19 protein-coding genes, 1 other RNA gene and 1 pseudogene are annotated in these 17,837 nt (G+C 66.0%); 5 read left to right on the top strand and 16 right to left on the bottom strand.

The genetic code is table 11. From position 1 onward, the window contains the following. Positions 1-114 precede the first annotated feature (114 nt). The gene (locus OMK73_RS31825; RefSeq protein WP_267605521.1) at positions 115-840 is read left to right on the top strand and encodes a queuosine precursor transporter; all 726 of its coding nucleotides are present in this window, start codon (positions 115-117) and stop codon (positions 838-840) included. Between the two features lie 17 nt (positions 841-857). Here the strand turns inward: OMK73_RS31825 and OMK73_RS31820 are convergent, their stop codons facing one another. The 5 genes from OMK73_RS31820 to tyrS all read right to left on the bottom strand — a co-directional run bounded on the left by OMK73_RS31820 (position 858) and on the right by tyrS (position 4,293). Beyond that, complete coding sequence (locus OMK73_RS31820; protein WP_267605520.1) at positions 858-1,532, bottom strand: histidine phosphatase family protein; 675 nt, start codon at positions 1,530-1,532, stop codon at positions 858-860. Positions 1,533-1,634: 102 nt separating this feature from the next. After that, the gene (locus tag OMK73_RS31815) at positions 1,635-2,294 is read right to left on the bottom strand and encodes a YbhB/YbcL family Raf kinase inhibitor-like protein (RefSeq protein ID WP_267605519.1); all 660 of its coding nucleotides are present in this window, start codon (positions 2,292-2,294) and stop codon (positions 1,635-1,637) included. Between the two features lie 47 nt (positions 2,295-2,341). Further along, entirely contained in the window at positions 2,342-2,509 is a 168-nt protein-coding gene (locus OMK73_RS31810; protein ID WP_267605518.1) for a hypothetical protein, read from the bottom strand. A gap of 22 nt (positions 2,510-2,531) precedes the next feature. Next, complete coding sequence (gene dtd / locus OMK73_RS31805) at positions 2,532-3,032, bottom strand: D-aminoacyl-tRNA deacylase (RefSeq protein ID WP_267605517.1); 501 nt, start codon at positions 3,030-3,032, stop codon at positions 2,532-2,534. Positions 3,033-3,051: 19 nt separating this feature from the next. Then, positions 3,052-4,293: a tyrosine--tRNA ligase gene (gene tyrS, locus OMK73_RS31800; protein WP_267605516.1), complete on the bottom strand. Its 1,242-nt coding sequence runs from the start codon at positions 4,291-4,293 to the stop codon at positions 3,052-3,054. 225 nt (positions 4,294-4,518) lie between these two features. Between tyrS and OMK73_RS31795 the strand changes: the two genes are divergently transcribed. Next, a complete protein-coding gene (locus OMK73_RS31795; RefSeq protein ID WP_267605515.1) occupies positions 4,519-5,898 on the top strand; it encodes a M23 family metallopeptidase in 1,380 nt (459 codons plus the stop codon). A 19-nt stretch (positions 5,899-5,917) separates the two neighbouring features. Further along, entirely contained in the window at positions 5,918-7,060 is a 1,143-nt protein-coding gene (locus tag OMK73_RS31790) for an anhydro-N-acetylmuramic acid kinase (RefSeq protein WP_267605514.1), read from the top strand. A 16-nt stretch (positions 7,061-7,076) separates the two neighbouring features. On the opposite strand, the gene OMK73_RS31785 is transcribed toward OMK73_RS31790, so the two are convergent. Further along, positions 7,077-7,991: a LysR family transcriptional regulator gene (locus OMK73_RS31785; RefSeq protein ID WP_267605513.1), complete on the bottom strand. Its 915-nt coding sequence runs from the start codon at positions 7,989-7,991 to the stop codon at positions 7,077-7,079. Between the two features lie 92 nt (positions 7,992-8,083). Between OMK73_RS31785 and OMK73_RS31780 the strand changes: the two genes are divergently transcribed. Continuing rightward, positions 8,084-8,881, top strand: coding sequence for a phytanoyl-CoA dioxygenase family protein (locus OMK73_RS31780; protein ID WP_267605512.1), 798 nt, complete (start codon positions 8,084-8,086; stop codon positions 8,879-8,881). A 63-nt stretch (positions 8,882-8,944) separates the two neighbouring features. Here the strand turns inward: OMK73_RS31780 and erpA are convergent, their stop codons facing one another. From erpA to rplM, 5 genes are all read right to left on the bottom strand, one after another. Then, positions 8,945-9,313: an iron-sulfur cluster insertion protein ErpA gene (gene erpA / locus OMK73_RS31775; RefSeq protein WP_150987988.1), complete on the bottom strand. Its 369-nt coding sequence runs from the start codon at positions 9,311-9,313 to the stop codon at positions 8,945-8,947. Between the two features lie 110 nt (positions 9,314-9,423). Next, positions 9,424-9,837: a bactofilin family protein gene (locus OMK73_RS31770; protein WP_267605511.1), complete on the bottom strand. Its 414-nt coding sequence runs from the start codon at positions 9,835-9,837 to the stop codon at positions 9,424-9,426. A 34-nt stretch (positions 9,838-9,871) separates the two neighbouring features. Next, a complete protein-coding gene (locus tag OMK73_RS31765) occupies positions 9,872-10,567 on the bottom strand; it encodes a DUF6776 family protein (protein WP_267605510.1) in 696 nt (231 codons plus the stop codon). Between the two features lie 323 nt (positions 10,568-10,890). After that, a complete protein-coding gene (gene rpsI, locus OMK73_RS31760; protein WP_006156414.1) occupies positions 10,891-11,283 on the bottom strand; it encodes a 30S ribosomal protein S9 in 393 nt (130 codons plus the stop codon). Between the two features lie 11 nt (positions 11,284-11,294). Further along, the gene (gene rplM, locus OMK73_RS31755) at positions 11,295-11,723 is read right to left on the bottom strand and encodes a 50S ribosomal protein L13 (protein ID WP_006156415.1); all 429 of its coding nucleotides are present in this window, start codon (positions 11,721-11,723) and stop codon (positions 11,295-11,297) included. A 776-nt stretch (positions 11,724-12,499) separates the two neighbouring features. Here rplM and OMK73_RS31750 point away from each other — a divergent pair. Continuing rightward, a complete protein-coding gene (locus OMK73_RS31750) occupies positions 12,500-12,922 on the top strand; it encodes an OsmC family protein (protein ID WP_267605509.1) in 423 nt (140 codons plus the stop codon). Positions 12,923-13,003: 81 nt separating this feature from the next. Here the strand turns inward: OMK73_RS31750 and rnpB are convergent. The 5 genes and pseudogenes from rnpB to OMK73_RS31725 all read right to left on the bottom strand — a co-directional run bounded on the left by rnpB (position 13,004) and on the right by OMK73_RS31725 (position 17,833). Beyond that, positions 13,004-13,345, bottom strand: an RNA gene (rnpB, locus tag OMK73_RS31745) — RNase P RNA component class A. Positions 13,346-13,388: 43 nt separating this feature from the next. After that, positions 13,389-14,288 (bottom strand): DUF3025 domain-containing protein, encoded by a 900-nt coding sequence (locus OMK73_RS31740; protein WP_267605508.1) that lies wholly within the window; start codon positions 14,286-14,288, stop codon positions 13,389-13,391. Positions 14,289-14,326: 38 nt separating this feature from the next. Further along, positions 14,327-15,360, bottom strand: a pseudogene (pyrC, locus tag OMK73_RS31735) (dihydroorotase). Between the two features lie 47 nt (positions 15,361-15,407). Then, on the bottom strand, positions 15,408-16,748 hold the full coding sequence (locus OMK73_RS31730) for a glycerate kinase type-2 family protein (protein ID WP_267605507.1): 1,341 nt from the start codon (positions 16,746-16,748) through the stop codon (positions 15,408-15,410). After that, entirely contained in the window at positions 16,745-17,833 is a 1,089-nt protein-coding gene (locus OMK73_RS31725; RefSeq protein WP_267605506.1) for a tartrate dehydrogenase, read from the bottom strand. Before OMK73_RS31725 ends, OMK73_RS31730 begins: the two co-directional genes overlap by 4 nt. Positions 17,834-17,837 lie beyond the last annotated feature (4 nt).

Raw genomic sequence — 17,837 nt, 5'->3', positions numbered from 1 at the left:
GGCAGCCCTGGCCCGGGGCGACCCGGCCAGGGTGCCCGCTCGTCTACAGTGTGGCGGGGCAAGGTGGTGGCGCGGCTGGCATAATCGCGCAAAATCGCCCCCTGGAACACCCCGATGACCATGTCAAGCGCCACGCCCGCCCACAGCGGGCGCGTCTATCGTTACTACGATCTTGTGATGGTGGCTTTCGTCACGGTCCTGCTGTGCTCCAACCTGATCGGCGCGGCCAAGGCGGCCCAGGTCACGCTGCCGGTGATCGGCGCGGTGACCTTCGGCGCGGGCGTGCTGTTCTTCCCGATCTCCTACATTTTTGGGGACGTGCTGACCGAGGTCTACGGCTACGGGCGGGATCGCCGCGTGGTCTGGGCCGGATTCGCCGCGCTGGCGTTCGCCACCTTCATGAGCCTGGTGGTGCTGAAGATGCCGGTGGCGCCCTTCATGAGCGATTACCAGAAGAGCCTGGAAGACGTCTTCGGCAATACCTGGCGCATCGCGATGGGCTCGCTGATCGCGTTCTGCTGCGGCAGCTTCACCAACAGCTACGTGCTGGCCAAGATGAAGCTGTGGACCAATGGCCGCTGGCTGTGGACCCGCACCATCGGCTCCACGCTGGCCGGCGAGCTGGTCGATTCCTCGCTGTTCTACGTGATCGCCTTCTACGGCGTCTGGCCGCTGGAGAAGGTGATCCAGGTCGCCATTGCCCAGTACATCCTCAAGACCACATGGGAAGTGGTGATGACGCCGGTCACCTACAAGGTGGTGAACTTCCTCAAGCGCGCCGAGCGCGAAGACTTCTACGACCGCAATACCGATTTCACGCCCTTCCGCCTGCGGGTGTAGCGCGCGGCCAGCGCGGCTCAGGGCACCCTGCGGTCGACTTCGTCGAGGGTGAGCGCTTCCAGGTGGCCCACGTCCGCCCACTGCATGACCGTGAGCCGCACGCTGTCGCAGCGCAGCCGGTTGATGCTGGCATTGAGCAGCTCGTGCCGGCGCGGCGCCTCCAGCGTCATGTCGTTGGCTTCGCGGTACAGGCAGTCCAGCACGCCGCCGTGCGCCACCAGGGCAATGCGCTCGCCGGGATGGCGGCGCCCGAGCGCCAGCGCGGCTTCCACCGCGCGCTCGTGAAACGCCAGCAAGGACTCACCGCCATCGGGCGCGTAGTCGGGAACCCGCGCTTGCCACCTGGCGAAATCCTCGGGCAGCTGCTCGGCCATTTCCGCGTAGGTCATGCCTTCGAGCGAGCCGTAGCAGCGCTCGCGCAAGCGGGAATCGGGCTGCACCGCAAGGCCAAGCGCCTCGGCCAGCGGCGCCGCCGTCTGCATCGCGCGCGACAGGTCGCTGGCGTAGACCGCATCGATCGGCTCGACCGCCAGCGCCTGGGCCAGGGCATCCGCCTGCGCCGCGCCGGTGGCATTGAGCGGGATGTCGAGCTGGCCTTGCAGGCGCCGTTCGCGGTTCCATGCGGTCTCACCGTGACGGATCAGGATCAGGTGGGTGAAGGCCAGCGAATGCGGCCCGGGCAATTGCGACATGCCGTTTCCTCTACGCGACTCAGGCGCTTTAGGCGATTTAGGCGACGCTACGCGGTCGTAGCGTCCCTGGCGGGCAGCGCTTGCGCGCCGCGCGGCCCATGCTTACTTCGCCGGCTGGCCGGCGAGTTTCGGATTGAGGGTATAGGTGCCGGTGAAGGCGGCCTGTGCCAATACGTGGCCCTGGATGGCTTCGCGCACCTGGGCGCCCGTGAAGGTGCCCTCGAGCGGCAGGCGGTCCAGGTCGAGCGCGTAGACGGTGAACACGTAGCGGTGCACCAGGCTGTCGTTCCACGGCGGGCAAGGGCCGTCGTAGCCGTAGTAGTCGCCCTTCATGTCCGGGTCACCTGCAAACCAGCCGGTGTAGTCGTTCAGGCCGTGGCGCAGCCCGCCCGCCGCGGCGGTGCCGCCGGTGGCCTCGGGGCCCGGCTTGCCGCGCGCGATCACGCCATCACTGTGGGTGCCTGCTGAGATAGTGCGCAGCCCCATCGGAATATCCACCAGCACCCAGTGAAAGAAGTCCACGCGCGGCAATGAGGCGGGCACTTCGCGCCCTTCCTGGTTGACGTCGTCGCCACGGCTGGGCACGTCCGGATCGTGGCAGGTCAGCACAAAGGAACGCGTCTCGGCCGGCGCCTCATCCCAGTGCAGGTCGGGATTGCGGTTGCTCGACAGCGTCACGTGGGTGGCGGGGTCGATCGCACCGAAAGCGAACTCGACGGGAATCGGCCCGTTGTCGCTAAATGCCTTGCTCCAGAGTTTCATGTTTCTCTCCTTGCTGGGTTGCGCCGCGCGCTGCGCGGCATGCGGGATCAGGCCGAGGCCGGTCCCGGCGGTGAGGTGCGGCGGCGGTAGCTGAGCTGCAGCAGGCCGTCGTCGACGGCGCGGTGCGCCGCCAGTTGCCAGTCCACGCTCCCGTCCGGCGAAGCGATCATGCCGTTGAGGCCGGTGGCGATGTAGAGGGTAACTGTCTGGGTCATGTCCGGTCAGGCCGTCGCCGCATCAGCCGCTGGCCTGCGCTGGCTGGGAATTGGTGGCCGGCGCGGCCGGCGGCACACGCAGCCAGAAGGTGACCGGACCGTCGTTGACCAGGCTGACCTGCATCATGGCGCCGAACTCGCCGGTCTGCACCTCGCCATGCGCGGCGCGCGCGCGCTTCACGAAATGGTTGTACAGGCGCTCGCCATCGGCCGGCGCCGCGGCCGGGGTGAAACTGGGCCGCGTGCCGCTGTTGGTATCGGCGGCCAGCGTGAACTGCGACACCACCAGCAGGCCGCCGCGCGTGCCGCGGCCATCGATGTCCTGCACGGGCAGGTTCATCTTGCCGGCCTCATCGGAAAACACGCGGTAAGCCAGCAGCTTGGCGAGTAGCCGCTCGGCCTGCGCTTCGGTGTCGCCACGCTCGGCGCAGACCAGTGCCAGCAGGCCGGCGCCGATCTCCCCGGTAGTGCGGCCGTCGACAGTGACGCGGGCCTGTGCGACCCGCTGGATCAACGCGATCATGAACCGTCCCTGCCCGGCCTCAGGCCAGCGTCACGCGTGCGAAGCGGCGCTTGCCCACTTGCACGACGTAGCTGCCAGCCTCGACCTTCAGCCCCTTGTCGCTGACGATGGTGCCGTCGATCTTGACGCCGCCCTGCTCGATATTGCGGTTGGCTTCCGACGTGGAGGGCACCAGGTTGGCCTGCTTGAGCAACTGGCCGATGCCCAGCGGCGCGCCGGAAAGGCTGACCTCGGGGATTTCGTCGGGCACGCCGCCGCGCGCGCGGTGGTTGAAGTCCTCGAGCGCGCGCCCGGCGTCGGCAGCGCTGTGGAAGCGCGTGACGATCTCCTGGCCGAGCATCACCTTGCAGTCGCGCGGATTGCGGCCCAGCGAGATCTCCTGCTTCATCAGGTCGATCTCGCTCATGGGGCGGAACGACAGCAGCTCGAAGTACTTCCACATCAGGTCGTCCGAGATGCTCATCAGCTTGCCGAACATCTCGCTCGGGGCTTCGGTCACGCCGATGTAGTTGCCCTTGGACTTGGACATCTTCTCCACGCCGTCCAGGCCCACCAGCAGCGGCATGGTCAGGATGCACTGCTGCTCCTGGCCGTATTCCTTCTGCAGCTCGCGGCCCACCAGCAGGTTGAACTTCTGGTCGGTGCCGCCCAGCTCCAGGTCGGCCTTGAGCGCGACCGAATCGTAGCCCTGCATGAGCGGGTAAAGGAACTCATGCACCGAAATCGGAATCCCAGTGCGGAACCGTTTGGTGAAGTCGTCGCGCTCCATCATCCGCGCCACGGTGTACTTGGCCGCCAGCTGGATCATGCCGCGCGCACCCAGCGGATCGCACCACTCGCTGTTGTAGCGGATCTCGGTCCTGGCCGGATCCAGCACCAGGCTGGCCTGGCTGTAGTAGGTCTGGGCGTTGGCCTCGATCTGCTCGCGCGTGAGCGGAGGACGGGTGGCGTTGCGCCCGGACGGATCGCCGATGGTGGAGGTGAAGTCGCCGATCAGGAAGATGACCTGGTGGCCCAGGTCTTGCAACTGACGCATCTTGTTGAGCACCACCGTGTGGCCGATATGGATATCGGGCGCGGTCGGGTCCAGCCCCAGCTTGATGCGCAGCGGCACGCCGGTAGCCTCGCTGCGCGCGAGCTTGGCCAGCCATTCGGATTCGACCAGCAGTTCGTCGCAACCGCGCTTGGACACCTCCAGGGCGTGCATCACGGTGGGCGTGAGGGGGTAGGAGGTGGCAGCGCCGGAGGAAACTTCAGTCATGACGTAAGTCTTTGAAAAACATGAGAATTCAGACGGGGACACAAAAACGGCTTGCGGCCGGTTTTGGTATAATCCGCGCTTCTTGTGCAAACGGGAATGCTCCCGTGGGCCAACCGCCATTCTAGGCGGCAAACCAATATGGCAGGCGCCGCACCTCGGGGAGGAAGGCAGACGAGGCAAATCGTCGCGGCAGCGCAGCCCGAAACAAAGAGTGAATTTTACGTGATGTGGTCCAGACTCCGCGAAGTTTTCGCGCGTGAGCTGGTGGTTCTAGTCGATCCTACCAATGCCCTGCACGCCCGTCGGCGCAAGCAGTTGACAGCGGCGGTGGGTACGGTGTTCACGCTGGGCATGGCCGCCGCCATGGGCGTGGCCCCCCGTAGCGCCTTCGACGATCCCCAGGCTCCGCGTGTCCGGGAGGCGATACGCCTGCCCGATTTACGCACACAACTCGAACAGCTTACCGAAACCGACGCTACCTTTGTGCGCGAAGAGCGCATGCAGCGTGGCGACACCATTGGCAGCCTGCTCAAGCGGCTTGGCGTGGACGACCCCGATGCGCAGGCCTTTATCCGCCGCAACACCACCGCGCGCGGCCTGTTCGACCTCAATCCCGGCCAGACGGTGCAGGCCGAGGTCGACGAGAACAACCTGCTGGTGTCGCTGCAAGCCAACCTCGGCGGTGACGCAAACGCCTCCCGCGAGCTGGTGATCGAACGCGCGGGCGACCCTGCCGATCCGGTCTACAAGGCCCGCGTGCAGTCTGTGAAGAACGAGCTGCACTACGAGATGCTGTCCGGCGCCATCGCCAACGGCGGTTTCTTCAAGGCCATGGACGCTGCCAACGTGCCCGACGAGATCGTCCAGCAGATGCTCTCGATCTTCTCCGGCGTGATCGACTTCCACCACGACATCACCAGCGGCGACCGCTTCCGCATCGTCTACGAAGCGGGCTTTCGCGACGGCGCGTTTGTGCGCAACGGCCGCGTGGTCGCGGTCGAGCTGATCAACCACAACCAGTTGCACCAGGCGCTCTGGTACGCACCGGAAGGCAGCAAGCAGGGCGCGTACTACACCTTCGACGGGCGCAGCATGAAGCGGCCGTTCCTGCGCTCGCCCGTGGAGTTCTCGCGCGTGTCGTCGGGCTTCGGCGGGCGTGACCATCCGCTGCACCACCACTGGGCGCAGCACAAAGGCGTGGACTTTGCCGCACCTACGGGCACCAAGGTGATGGCCACCGGCGACGGTGAAGTCGAGTTTGTCGGCCAGCAGAACGGCTACGGCAACATCGTCATCCTCAAGCACCATAGCGGCTACTCCACTTACTACGCGCACCTGTCCGGCTTTGCCACGATGAAGCGCGGGCAGCATGTGTCGCAAGGCGAGGTCATTGGCTTCGTCGGGCAGACCGGCTGGGCCACCGGCCCGCACCTGCACTACGAGTTCCGCGTCAACGATGTGCCGCTGAACCCGCTGGCCATCGCCGCGCTCGACACGCCCGCGCTGTCGGGCCCGGCGCGCCAGCAGTTCCTGAGCTATACCAGCGAGATGCTCAGCCGCATCAACGCGCTGCGTACCTACAACGTGGCTTCGGCCAGCAATTGATCGAGCCCGCCCGGCCAGCATGCAAACATCGTCCTCAGACTGCTTCATCGGCATCATGTCCGGCACCAGCATGGACGGCGCGGACGGCGTGCTGGTCGATTTCTCCGGGCCACGGCCCGCGGTGCTGGCGGCGGCCTTCCAGCCCTTCCCCGCCGAGCTGCGCGACGCGTTCGCAGCGCTGCAGCAGCCCGGCAATGATGAAATCCACCGCGAGGCGCTGGCGGCCAATGGGCTGGCGCGCGTCTATGCGGCTTGCGTGGCTGCCCTGCTGCGCGATGCCGGCCAGGCGCCGGGCGCCATCGCGGCGATCGGCGCGCACGGCCAGACCGTGCGCCATCGGCCCGGCTTGTACGATGGCACCGGCTATACCCGCCAGAGCCAGCAACCCGCGCTGCTGGCAGAGTTGACGGGCATCGACGTGGTGGCGGATTTCCGCAGCCGCGACGTGGCGGCCGGCGGCCAGGGCGCGCCCTTGGTGCCGGCGCTGCACCAGGCGCTGTTCGGAGACGCCGCCGAAACACGGGTGGCGTGCAATATCGGCGGGATCTCCAATATCAGCGTGCTGCCCGCCGCCAGCGCAGGCGGCGCGGCGCGGCCGGTTACCGGATTCGACTGCGGCCCGGGCAACGTGCTGCTCGACTACTGGATCGACCGGCATCACGGCCTGGCCTACGACGCCGACGGCGCCTGGGGCGCCAGCGGCAAGGTCGACCACGCACTGCTGGCACGCCTGCTGGCCGAGCCCTATTTCAGCGTGGCCCCGCCCAAGAGCACGGGCCGCGACCTGTTCCATCCCGCCTGGCTGGAGAATCATCTTTCCCAGCTCGGCAAGGCACTCGATGCCGCCGACGTGCAGGCCACGCTGGCCGCGCTGACCGCCGAGGCCATTGCCCGCGACATCCGCCTGCACGCGCCCGACGCGGCGCGGCTGATCGTTTGCGGCGGCGGCGCCCGCAACGGCCTGGTGATGGCGCTGCTGGCGCATGCGCTGCCCGGCGTCACGGTGCAAAGCTCGGACGACCTGGGCGTTCCGGTATCGCAGGTGGAAGGCATCGCCTTTGCCTGGCTGGCGCGCCAGATGCTGCGCAGGGCGCCGGGCAATGTGCCCACCGTCACCGGCGCGGCCGGCCCGCGCGTATTGGGCGCGCTCTACCCTCGGTAGCAAAACCTCCCTACCCTCATGCCGGCCCGGCGTGGCCTGCCTCGCAAACCCACTGGATAAATGCCTCGGCGACGGGCGAAGGCCGCATGGCCGGCGAACGCGCCAGCACCACGCGCTGCGGCGTCACGGCCTCGCGCAGCGGCAGGCAGACGATGGGCTGGCCGTCGTAGCTGTGGTCGCCCGCCGGGCGCGTGCATGACAGCGCCACGCCATAGCCGTGCGCCACCAGGCCGCGCTGCATCTCGAAGGTCTGCGTGTACTGGTGCAGCTGCGGGCGCAAGCCGTGCGCCCAGAACAGCGAGAGGAAGTACTCACGTGTTTGCGCAATGTCTTCCAGGATCAGCCGTTCGCCAGCCAGGTCTTTCAGGCTTACGCTTTGCTGGGCGGCCAGCGCATGGCCGGCAGGCAGCAGCGCGTATGGCGCAAGCCGGGCAAGTATCCAGCGCGCAATGCGCTGGTCGAAGCCGAGATCGTAGGTCAGCGCCAGTTCCGCCTTGCCGGCAGTGAGCGTGCGATGCACCGTGGCCAGGTCGGCCTCGAACAGCGTCACGGCAACATGCGGATGCAGGCGCCGGAAGCCGGCCAGCAGCCGCGGCGCGTAGTAGGCGCCAAGATCCTGGAAGCACGTCAGCGACAGTTGCCCGCTAAGGCCACGCGCCTGCGCCTGGTCCGCACCATCGCTTGCCAGGCCGGCCGCCAGTGCCAGAATGTCGCGGGCGCGGCCCAGCAAGCGCTGGCCCGCCGGCGTCAGTTCCAGCCCGCGGCTGACCTGGCGGCGAAACAGGGCCTCGCCCAGCGTTTCCTCGAGCTGCGCCACGGCCTGCGACACCGAAGGCTGCGATACATGGCGCGCGCGGGCAGCCGCGCTGATGCTGCCGTGCTCGGCGGCCGCGACAAAGTACTCGAGCTGGCGGAAGGAGAATCCAATCATGATTTCCTATACTACAGCATAGGAAATATATTCTTTTCCTATTGCCGCCCTGCCCCGATACTCGTCCTAGGCCAGCCATCCACGGGACCCCCATGCACATCACTACAGCCGATATCGAGACCTACCAGCGCGACGGCGCCCTGGTATTGCGCGGCGCCTTCGCCGATTGGGTGACGCCGCTGCGCGAAGGATTCGAGCAGAATCTCGCCCAGCCCGGCCCCTTTGCCATCGAGAACGTCGGCAGCGGCGAACGCGGCCGTTTTTTCGAGGATTACTGCAACTGGGAGCGCATCCAGCCGTTCGCCGATTTCATCCGGCGCTCGCCGGCCGCCGCCATCGCCGGCGACATCATGCAGGCCGAGTCCGTCCAGGTGTTCCACGAGCACATCCTGGTCAAGGAACCGGGCACGGCAAAGCCTACGCCGTGGCACCAGGACCTGCCCTACTACTGTGTGGATGGCCTGCAGACCGCGAGCTACTGGATCCCGCTGGACCCGGTCACCACCGCCAATACCTTGCGCGTGGTGCTGGGCTCGCATCGCTGGCCCAAGCTGGTACGGCCCAAGCGCTGGGCCAGCAATGAGAATTTCTACGCCGGCAGCGACCAGTTCATGGAGATGCCGGACGTGGACGACGGCAACCACGCCATCCTGATGCCGGCGCTGGAGCCGGGCGATGCCGTGGTGTTCGACTTCCGCACGGTGCATGGCGCCGCGGGCAATACCGGCGCGGGACGGCGCCGCGCCTTCTCGGCACGTTTCCTGGGTGACGACGTGCGCTACCTGGAGCGGCCGGGCCGTACCTCGCCGCCCTTCCCCGGGATCGGGCTGGCCAGCGGCGAGCGGATGCGCGAAGACTGGTTCCCGGTGGTCTGGCGCCGGGAGAAGTAAATAAAAAGCGCACCGAAGTGCGCTTTTTTATTACCACCGGAATCCGTGGCGCTCTTGCGAGCCTTACACCGAGAACGAAGAGCCGCAACCGCAGGTGGTGCTTGCGTTGGGGTTCTTGATCACGAACTGTGCGCCGTTGATGTCTTCCTTGTAATCAATCTCGGCACCCACCAGATACTGGTAGCTCATCGAGTCAATCAACAACGTGACGCCATTCTTGTCCAGCGTGGTGTCGTCCTCGTTCACCTCTTCATCGAAGGTGAAGCCATACTGGAAGCCGGAACAGCCGCCGCCCTGCACGAACACGCGCAGTTTCAGCTCGGCATTGCCCTCTTCCTCGATCAACTGCTTGACCTTGTCGGCAGCGCTGTCAGTAAAGACGAACGGGGCCGGCATGTCCTCGGTAACGGGTGCCTCTGCGACTGCGTTCATGGGGTTCTCCTATGTAGATACGCCTGTATTTTAAGCGCTCTGGGAAGATCGTGCCGAAACCCCGTGAATTCAAGGGGTTCTGTTGGTACAACCAGGCCGGAGGTGCCGTATCAGGCGGATTCCTGCGCGCCGGATGCCAGGACCAGGTTGGGCAGCGCCTTGGGCTCCGCACTGCCGAGCGGCACCAGGCGGCCTTCCACCAATGCGCCCTGGTGCATTTCCAGCGCGGCGTAGTGCACCTCGCCCTGCACGCGGGCGTGCGGTTGCAGCTCCAGCAGCTCGGTCGCGTGCACCGGCCCGGTGACCGTGCCGTTGAGGATCAGGTGTCCGACCCGGACCTCGCCCTCGACCACGCCCTTTTCGCTGATGACCAGCATGCTTGCCTGGTCGGCAGCCGCTATCACGTTGCCGCGTACCCGGCCGTCCAGGCGCAGGCCGCCCGAAAACGTCAGGTCGCCCTGGATCACACTGTGCTGGCCGATCAGGGTATCGATCGACAGGCTTTTCTTCTTGGAAAACAACATAGGTCCCTTTTTTCGTTGCTGGCCCAGCGCAGCCTTACGGCATGGCCGTCTGGGTCGCGCGCAACTGACCGTTTTGCAAAATTCGTACCGTGACCGCCCGCACCGCGGCGCCCGCAGGCAGCGCAAAGGCGCTTTCAATCCGCTGGTAGTGCGTGACCCGCAGGCCAGGCAGCGCGCCGGCGCCGTTTTCGGGCAGGCTCAATGTGACTGGCTTGCCATCCCGCAGCAGTGAAACGACCAACTGTAACTCACCGCGGAACTCAGGCAAGGAGGAAAAAGCCTTGGATCCACCCTGCATTATCAGCAATCGATAGTGCATCTTCAGTGGGTCGGCTTCATCAAGACCCACGCGAAAACTCCGCACATGGATGCCGGAGGTATTGCCGCTGGCCGGAAGCAGGCTCTCAAAGAAGGCCAGGTCTTCCTTGAGTTGGGCGACCTCGCCTTCTGCCGTCTTCAACTGCCCGGCCAGCGCCTCCTGGGCGCTGCGCGCCATCAGCAACTGCGCCTCGGCGGTATTGGCCACCGCCTGCAAGCGCTCGCGCTGGGCCGTCATCGCCGCAACCTGCTCGTGCAGCGCCTTGCCCTGCGCCGTCATATCCGGGGCGCCGGTGAGCCGCCGGCCAGCGTCGTACGCCCAACCCGCGGCGACCACCGCCACGACGAGCATGACGACGAGCATCAACGCGGCGCCCAGCACGCGAAGCCGCCACGGCAGGTGCGAACGCACCGCCAGGCTCCCGGACAGCGAGCCCCGGCGCGGGCGCAACAAGCGATACCTCATGCGCGGCGGGCGGGCGGCACCGACAGGCTGGCGCGGTGCGGGTCGGCTGGCCATCGCATCCTATGCATCATGGTCGGGTTCTCCGGGCGGCAGGAGCAGGGATTGTAGCCGGGGAGATGCAAAGTATTTGTAAAACGTGGTTAAAGCCAGCCGTTGCGCGCTATTGCACACGTCTTCACGAGCGCCGGGGGCAAAAAAACCGCACGGCGAACCGTGCGGTTTTTTTCTGGCGCGGCCAGATCCGGTGAACCGGACCTGCCGAACACACATCAACGCTTCGAGAATTGCTTCCGACGACGCGCCTTGTGGAAACCGACCTTCTTACGTTCCACTTCACGCGCATCGCGCGTGACGAAACCGGCCTTGGACAGCGACGGCTTCAGGGTGGCATCGTAGTCGATCAGTGCACGGGTGATGCCGTGGCGCACTGCGCCGGCTTGACCCGTTTCACCGCCGCCAGTCACGTTGACCTTGATGTCGAAGGTCTGTGCGTTGGCAGTCAGTTCGAGCGGCTGGCGCACGATCATCAGCGAGGTTTCGCGAGCGAAATACTCATTGATGGGCTTGCCATTGACGATGATATCGCCCTTGCCCGACTTGATGAAGACCCGAGCCACTGCGCTCTTGCGGCGGCCAGTACCGTAATTCCAATTTCCGATCATGGATGGCCCCCTTAGATTTCCAGCGCTTTAGGCTGCTGCGCTTCATGCGGATGCTCGGCTTCGGCGTAAACCTTCAGCTTCTTGATCATCGCATAGCCCAGCGGGCCCTTCGGCAACATGCCCTTCACAGCTTTTTCCAGGGCGCGGCCCGGGAAACGTTGCTGCATCTTACCGAACGTCGTTTCGTAAATGCCGCCCGGGTAACCCGAGTGACGATAGTACTTCTTGTCGGTTTCTTTGGTACCCGTGACACGCAGTTTGCCTGCGTTGACGATGATGATGTAATCACCCGTGTCGACGTGCGGAGTAAATTCCGGCTTGTGCTTGCCGCGCAGTCGGCGTGCCACTTCGCTGGCAACACGGCCGAGGACTTTGTCCGTCGCGTCAATCACGTACCAGTCGCGCTTAACCTCTGCAGGCTTTGCGGAAAAGGTCTTCATGATTTTTCCTGAGACTTGTAGAACCTGCCCGAAACATTGACTTTACGTCGTCGGCCGACCCTTAGGATCTGACCTTCCTGCTTGTATGTGCAGGCTCTCCCTGAATTCCTTCCCGCGGGCATGACGGAAAAGCCCACGAGTATACTGCGGACTGAGGCCTGAGCACAAGGAAAGTTAGGGAAGAACGCCAAGATGGTGCCGCGCAGTGTGCTGCTCGCTATCCGGAATGGCAGCGACCGGCAGAAAAGCAGGTCATGAGGCACTTCGCGGCAGGAAGCGCATCTGGCCGCGCATCTGGCCGCACAGGCGCAGAATAAAAAAACCCAAGCTATTGAGCTTGGGTTTGAATCCACCAAAGGAGGAGGGTGGAGGAGACACCGGGAGATCGACGGGGCTGGGTCGCGGTGCGGGCCGGCGAATGTGGCTGTAACCATCCGATTCGCTTTCGCACTCTGCGCCACCTTGTGCGCCGTCGTTCAATAATTCAAATTATACACGGGCGCCCTCCCAGCGCAAGGAAATTTGCAGTGCGAAATTGTATTCCGTATTGTAAAAAATCATGAAGCCGCACATGAAAATATTTTACTCAATAAAGTCAATAGCTTAGAAGGTTACAGCACTGTCACAGTACTGTCATCTTAGAAGAAAGCTTCAGTTTTCGGGAAAATAGCCGAGTTACGGCACTTACCAGCAAGTGGCCTATACTCAAAAAGCAAGCTTCGAAATCGCGTGTTCATGATCGAATACGCACTCACCAGAACGCAGGATCGAACAAAATGGAATGCAAAGTAACTTGGATGGGCACCGACGGCATGAGCTTCGTGGCCGAGACGGGCAGTGGCCATATTGTGGCGATGGACGGTGCGCCCGAGGGCGGTGGCCACAACCTGGCCCCGCGTCCGATGGAAATGGTCCTGCTGGGTACCGGCGGCTGCACCGCCTATGACGTGGTGCTGATCCTGAAGAAGAGCCGGCAGGATGTGCGCGGCTGCAGCGTCAAGCTGCAAGCGGAGCGCGCCAGCGAAGACCCGAAGGTGTTCACCAAGATCAACTTCCACTTCACGGTGAGCGGCCGCAACCTGAACCCCGGGGCTGTCGAGCGCGCCATCCACCTGTCGCACGACAAGTATTGCTCGGCCTCGATCATGCTGGCCAAGACCGCGGAAATCACGCACACGGTGGAAATTGTAGAGGTGTAGGCGCCTGGCGCCTGGCCAGCCCCGGAGGGCCGGTTGTGGCGCTCCCATTGGGGATGGGTGCGCGCCACACTAAAGAATCAGAAGCAAAGCAGGCCGATAAGCCGGATTCTGTGCGCGCCGGCTTCCTTGCGGTTGCCGGCACGTGACAATCATTCCTCTAGGCCGGTCGTTACCGACCGGCTCAAGCTCCCTACCCGCAGGCTCAGCGGGCCGCCTCAATGCCTGCCTATTTGGGATTGCTCCAGGTGGAGGTTACCGCGTTTCACCCTTCCCATCAGGCGAACCCGATGGCAAGACTCGTCTCTGTGGCCCTATTCCGCACGTTGCCGTGGATGGCTATTAGCCAACACCCTGCCCTGTGGAGTCCGGACTTTCCTCCCCTTGCACCGCGAGGGTGCAAGCAGCGATTGTCTGGCCTGCTTTGCGGCCCGCAGTCTAACACCGTTTGACCACGAACCGGCCACCCTCATGCAGCCTGCGCGCGGCGCCCACGACGAAACACCGTGGTATCCGCGTAGTAGGCCGGATCGCGATTGGCTTCGCACCAGCCGGGGATGCCCAGCACCGGCAATGGCGCAAAGCGGCCGCTGTGCAACTCGGCCGCCTCGAGCGAGGCGCACACGGAATCGTCGAGCGAGCCAGGCAGGGCAGCGCCGGCGGCCGGCGGGACGGCCAGCGGCCACGCATGCGCGGTCAGCGCTTTGTAGGGCCGCACCAGCTTTTCCAGCAGGGCGTGGCCGAAGGGCACCACGCTGCAGCGGGCTGTGCCGTCGCGGCTGCCGGCGTGCTCGCTACCGTCCCAGACATCCCGCCGCGCCACGAACAGATGCTCCCAGCCGAAGCCGCGCAACACGGACTCCAGGCCACTGTCGGCGCTCAGGAACAGGATGGCGTTCTCGTCGAACAAGGTAGCGGCGTCGCGCAGGCTGCCACGGCGGCCCTGCACGCCTGCCGCCGCGATGGCGTGGGCCTGCAGCCGGTTCAGCACCCGCTTGGAACGGGGGAAATGCAGCCAGATGAGCGCATTGAAGAAATCGTGCAGGTTGTCGCGCGTCGGCACGGCGCCGGTGGCGTAGATATGTGCCTCGTAGGCCGTGCCGGCGGGCAGTTCGGCTTGCGCAACGAAACGCAGCGGCACGCCGCGGGCATTGCGCAGCGCACGTTGCGTGGCCATTGTGCTGAGGACGGCGCGCAGGTCGGCGCCGACCTTCAGCGCACTATCCAGCGCCGTGCCGATGGTGGCGAACGGCCGGAACCACGGCTGTGCCCAGTCGATCTGCGCCACCGCGGCGACCAGCGCCAGCCTGGCTACGGCGTCGGCATCCTGTGACGCCGGCACCGGCCGGACATGACCTTTTGCTTTCACTGCCGCTTCCACTGCCGCGTCCACTTCGCCAGCGCGGCTTAGCGGGCCTTCCAGTGCAGCGTCTCGCCACCGCGCAGCGGCACCAGCGTGGTTTCGCCATACGGCAGTTCGGCCGGCAGTTCCCATTCCTCGCGGACCAGGGTGAGCGTGCCGCTATTGCGCGGCAGGCTGTAGAAGGCCGGGCCGTTGAAGCTGGCAAAGGCCTCCAGCTTATCCAGGGCACCGGCGGCTTCGAACGCCTCGGCGTACAGCTCCATGGCGTGCAGCCCGGTGTAGCAGCCAGCGCAGCCGCAGGCATGTTCCTTCAGCCCGCGCGCGTGCGGCGCGCTGTCGGTGCCGAGGAAGAAGCGCTCGCTGCCGGACACGGCCGCAGCCACCAGGGCTTCGCGGTGCGTCTCGCGTTTGAGCACCGGCAGGCAGTAATAGTGCGGGCGGATACCGCCGGTGAAGATGGCGTTGCGGTTGTACAGCAGGTGATGCGCGGTGATGGTGGCGGCGACGGGGCCGTCGGCGTCGCGCACATACTCGGCCGCGTCCTTGGTGGTGATGTGCTCGAACACCACCTTGAGCCCGGGAAGTCGCGGCGCAGCGGCGTCATGACCTTGTCGATGAAGACGGCCTCGCGGTCGAAGATATCGATCGCCGGATCGGTCACTTCGCCGTGCACCAGCAGCGGCAGGCCCACGCGCTGCATGGCTTCCAGCGCTGCCGCGCAGTGGCGCAGGTCGGTCACGCCGGCATCGCTATTGGTGGTGGCGCCGGCCGGGTACAGCTTGACCCCGTGCACGAAGCCGCTGGCCTTGGCCGCGATGATTTCCTCGGCGGTGGTCTTGTCGGTCAGGTACAGCGTCATCAGCGGCTCGAACGCCATGCCGGCCGGCAGCGCGGCCAGGATACGGTCGCGGTAAGCCGCGGCCTGCGCTACCGTGGTCACGGGCGGCTTCAGGTTGGGCATGATGATGGCGCGGGCGAACTGGCGGGCGGTATCCGGCAGGACGGCGGCCAGAGCCGTGCCGTCGCGCAGGTGCAGGTGCCAGTCGTCCGGGCGGGTGATGGTGAGAGTCTGGGTCATGGCTTTCGGGGGGCCGGCCGGCAGTCGCGGCTGGCGCTTGCTTTGGATTACAGAATCAGGATGGCGCGGTAGTCATTCACATTGGTGCGCGTGGGGCCCGTGACCACGAGGTCGCCGGCGGCCTCGAAGAAGCCCCAGGCGTCATGCGCGTCGAGCCGGGCGCGCGCCGGTGCGCCGGCAGCCTGCGCACGCGCGAGCGTGGACGGGTCCAGCAACGCGCCGGCGTTGTCCTCGGAGCCGTCGATGCCGTCGGTGTCCGCCGCGATGGCATACACATTATCAACGCCATCCAGTTCCAGGGCGAGCGAGAGCAGGAACTCCGAGCAGCGCCCGCCACGGGGCTTTCCAGCCGCCCCGCCACCGCCCTGCGGCAGCGTGACGGTGCATTCACCGCCGGAAATCAGCACCACGGGCGCCGCGAATGGCGCATTGTACGCGCGTATCTCGCGCACCAGTGCCGCGTAGACCCGGGCAACTTCCTGCGCCTCGCCGGTCACCGTGTCGCCCAGCACCACCGGCTGGATGCCGCGCGCGCGGAAGTGATCCGCTGCCGCCACCAGGCTGCCGTGGGCGGTGGCAATGACGCGATTCTCCACCCGCGCGAACAGCGGATCGCCCGGCTTGGGCGTTTCCGCCACTTCGCCGCGTGCACCGCGCTCGAGGTAAGCCTGCACCACCGGCGGGACCGCCGCACCGTAGCGGCGCAGGATCGCCAGCGCATCGGCGTAGGTGCTGGCGTCGGGCACGGTGGGGCCGGAGGCGATGGCGCTGGGGTCGTCCCCGGCCACGTCCGACACGATCAGCGTGGTCACCGGCGCGCGGCAGGCCTGGGCGAGGCGCCCGCCCTGGATGCGCGACAGGTGCTTGCGCACGATATTCATGTCCGTGATGGGCGCGCCGCAGCGCAGCAACTCATGCGTGGTGGCCTTGAGGTCCGCCATGGCGATGCCCTCCGCAGGCAGCGACAGCAGGCTGGAACCGCCGCCGGACACCAGCACGATCAGCCTGTCATCCGGCCCGAGCTCGCCCGCTCGCGCGAGGATCTCGGCCGCGGCGCGCTCGCCGGCCTCGTCCGGCACCGGGTGGCCAGCCTCGATCACGCGGACGTGTTCGGTCGGCAGGCCGTGGGCGTAGCGCGTCACCACCAGGCCGTCGAGCTGCACCGCGCTGTTCTGGCTGGCATAAGCCCGCTCCACGGCTAGCGCCATCGAGGCCGCGGCCTTGCCGGCGCCGACCACCAGGGTGCGTCCGCCAGCCTGGGGCGGCGGCAGGTGGTCCGCCACGATGCGCAGCGGATCGGCTGCCGCTACCGCGGCACGGAAGCTATCCAGCAGCAGGCTGCGCGCGTCGGCCGCCGTGGCCGGGACAGGTTGGGCGCCCGTGCTCATAGCGCGCCCGCGATGGCCTGGCCCAGGTCCGCCGTACCGGCCTTGCCGCCGATGTCGCGGGTCAGCGGAGCATGCTCCGGCCCGGCCGACAGCACCTTCTCGATGGCGCCCAGCACGGCCGCGCCGGCTTCCGGCTGGCCCAGGTGCTCCAGCATCATGGCGCCGCACCAGATCTGGCCGATCGGGTTTGCCACGCCGCGCCCGGCGATGTCGGGCGCGGAGCCGTGCACCGGCTCGAACAGGCTGGGGAAGGTGCGGTCCGGGTTGATATTGCCCGAGGGCGCAATGCCGATGGTGCCGGTGCAGGCCGGGCCCAGGTCGGACAGGATGTCGCCGAACAGGTTGCTGGCCACCACCACGTCGAACCAGTCCGGGTGCTGGACGAAGTGCGCGGTCAGGATGTCGATGTGGTACTTGTCGACTTTCACGCCGGGGTAGTTGGTGGCCATGGCCTCCACCCGCTCATCCCAGTAGGGCATGGTGATGGAGATGCCGTTGGACTTGGTGGCCGAGGTCAGATGCCTGGCCGGGCGCTTTTGCGCCAGTTCGAAGGCGAACTTGAGGATGCGGTCCACGCCCGTGCGCGTCATCACCGTTTCCTGGATCACCACCTCGCGGTCGGTGCCGGGGAACATGCGCCCGCCGATGCTGGAGTATTCGCCCTCGGTGTTCTCGCGCACCACGTAGAAATCGATGTCGCCCGGCTTGCGCGCATTGCCATCACGGTCCACCAGCGGGCTGCGGATGCCGGGCATCAGCCGCACCGGGCGCAGGTTGACATATTGGTCAAAAGAGCGCCGGAACTGCAGCAGCGAACCCCATAGCGAGACATGGTCGGGCACGGCGTCCGGCCAGCCCACCGCGCCAAAATAAATGGCGTCGTACTTGACCAGGGTGTCGAACCAATCGTCCGGCAGCATCTTGCCGTGGCGGGCGTAGTAGTCGCAGCTGGAGAAGTCGAAGTGGTCGAACTGCATGTCTATGCCGAACCGGCGCGCGGCGGCGTCCATCACGCGCAGGCCCTCAGGCATCACTTCAGTGCCGATGCCATCGCCGGGAATGACTGCGATCTTGTATTTGCTCATGTCT

This window comes from Cupriavidus sp. D39, assembly GCF_026627925.1.
In the GTDB taxonomy this organism is placed as follows: Bacteria; Pseudomonadota; Gammaproteobacteria; order Burkholderiales; family Burkholderiaceae; genus Cupriavidus; species Cupriavidus ulmosensis.
Note: the sequence above shows the minus strand (reverse complement) of the source record. Positions and strands in the feature narration are given on the sequence as shown.

Coding starts and splice junctions, on each gene's coding strand:
- OMK73_RS31825 (WP_267605521.1), top strand. CDS start 115: ATGACCATGTCAAGCGCCACGCCCGCCCACAGCGGGCGCGTCTATCGT.
- OMK73_RS31820 (WP_267605520.1), bottom strand. CDS start 1,532: ATGTCGCAATTGCCCGGGCCGCATTCGCTGGCCTTCACCCACCTGATC.
- OMK73_RS31815 (WP_267605519.1), bottom strand. CDS start 2,294: ATGAAACTCTGGAGCAAGGCATTTAGCGACAACGGGCCGATTCCCGTC.
- OMK73_RS31810 (WP_267605518.1), bottom strand. CDS start 2,509: ATGACCCAGACAGTTACCCTCTACATCGCCACCGGCCTCAACGGCATG.
- dtd (WP_267605517.1), bottom strand. CDS start 3,032: ATGATCGCGTTGATCCAGCGGGTCGCACAGGCCCGCGTCACTGTCGAC.
- tyrS (WP_267605516.1), bottom strand. CDS start 4,293: ATGACTGAAGTTTCCTCCGGCGCTGCCACCTCCTACCCCCTCACGCCC.
- OMK73_RS31795 (WP_267605515.1), top strand. CDS start 4,519: ATGTGGTCCAGACTCCGCGAAGTTTTCGCGCGTGAGCTGGTGGTTCTA.
- OMK73_RS31790 (WP_267605514.1), top strand. CDS start 5,918: ATGCAAACATCGTCCTCAGACTGCTTCATCGGCATCATGTCCGGCACC.
- OMK73_RS31785 (WP_267605513.1), bottom strand. CDS start 7,991: ATGATTGGATTCTCCTTCCGCCAGCTCGAGTACTTTGTCGCGGCCGCC.
- OMK73_RS31780 (WP_267605512.1), top strand. CDS start 8,084: ATGCACATCACTACAGCCGATATCGAGACCTACCAGCGCGACGGCGCC.
- erpA (WP_150987988.1), bottom strand. CDS start 9,313: ATGAACGCAGTCGCAGAGGCACCCGTTACCGAGGACATGCCGGCCCCG.
- OMK73_RS31770 (WP_267605511.1), bottom strand. CDS start 9,837: ATGTTGTTTTCCAAGAAGAAAAGCCTGTCGATCGATACCCTGATCGGC.
- rpsI (WP_006156414.1), bottom strand. CDS start 11,283: ATGATCGGAAATTGGAATTACGGTACTGGCCGCCGCAAGAGCGCAGTG.
- rplM (WP_006156415.1), bottom strand. CDS start 11,723: ATGAAGACCTTTTCCGCAAAGCCTGCAGAGGTTAAGCGCGACTGGTAC.
- OMK73_RS31750 (WP_267605509.1), top strand. CDS start 12,500: ATGGAATGCAAAGTAACTTGGATGGGCACCGACGGCATGAGCTTCGTG.
- OMK73_RS31730 (WP_267605507.1), bottom strand. CDS start 16,748: ATGAGCACGGGCGCCCAACCTGTCCCGGCCACGGCGGCCGACGCGCGC.
- OMK73_RS31725 (WP_267605506.1), bottom strand. CDS start 17,833: ATGAGCAAATACAAGATCGCAGTCATTCCCGGCGATGGCATCGGCACT.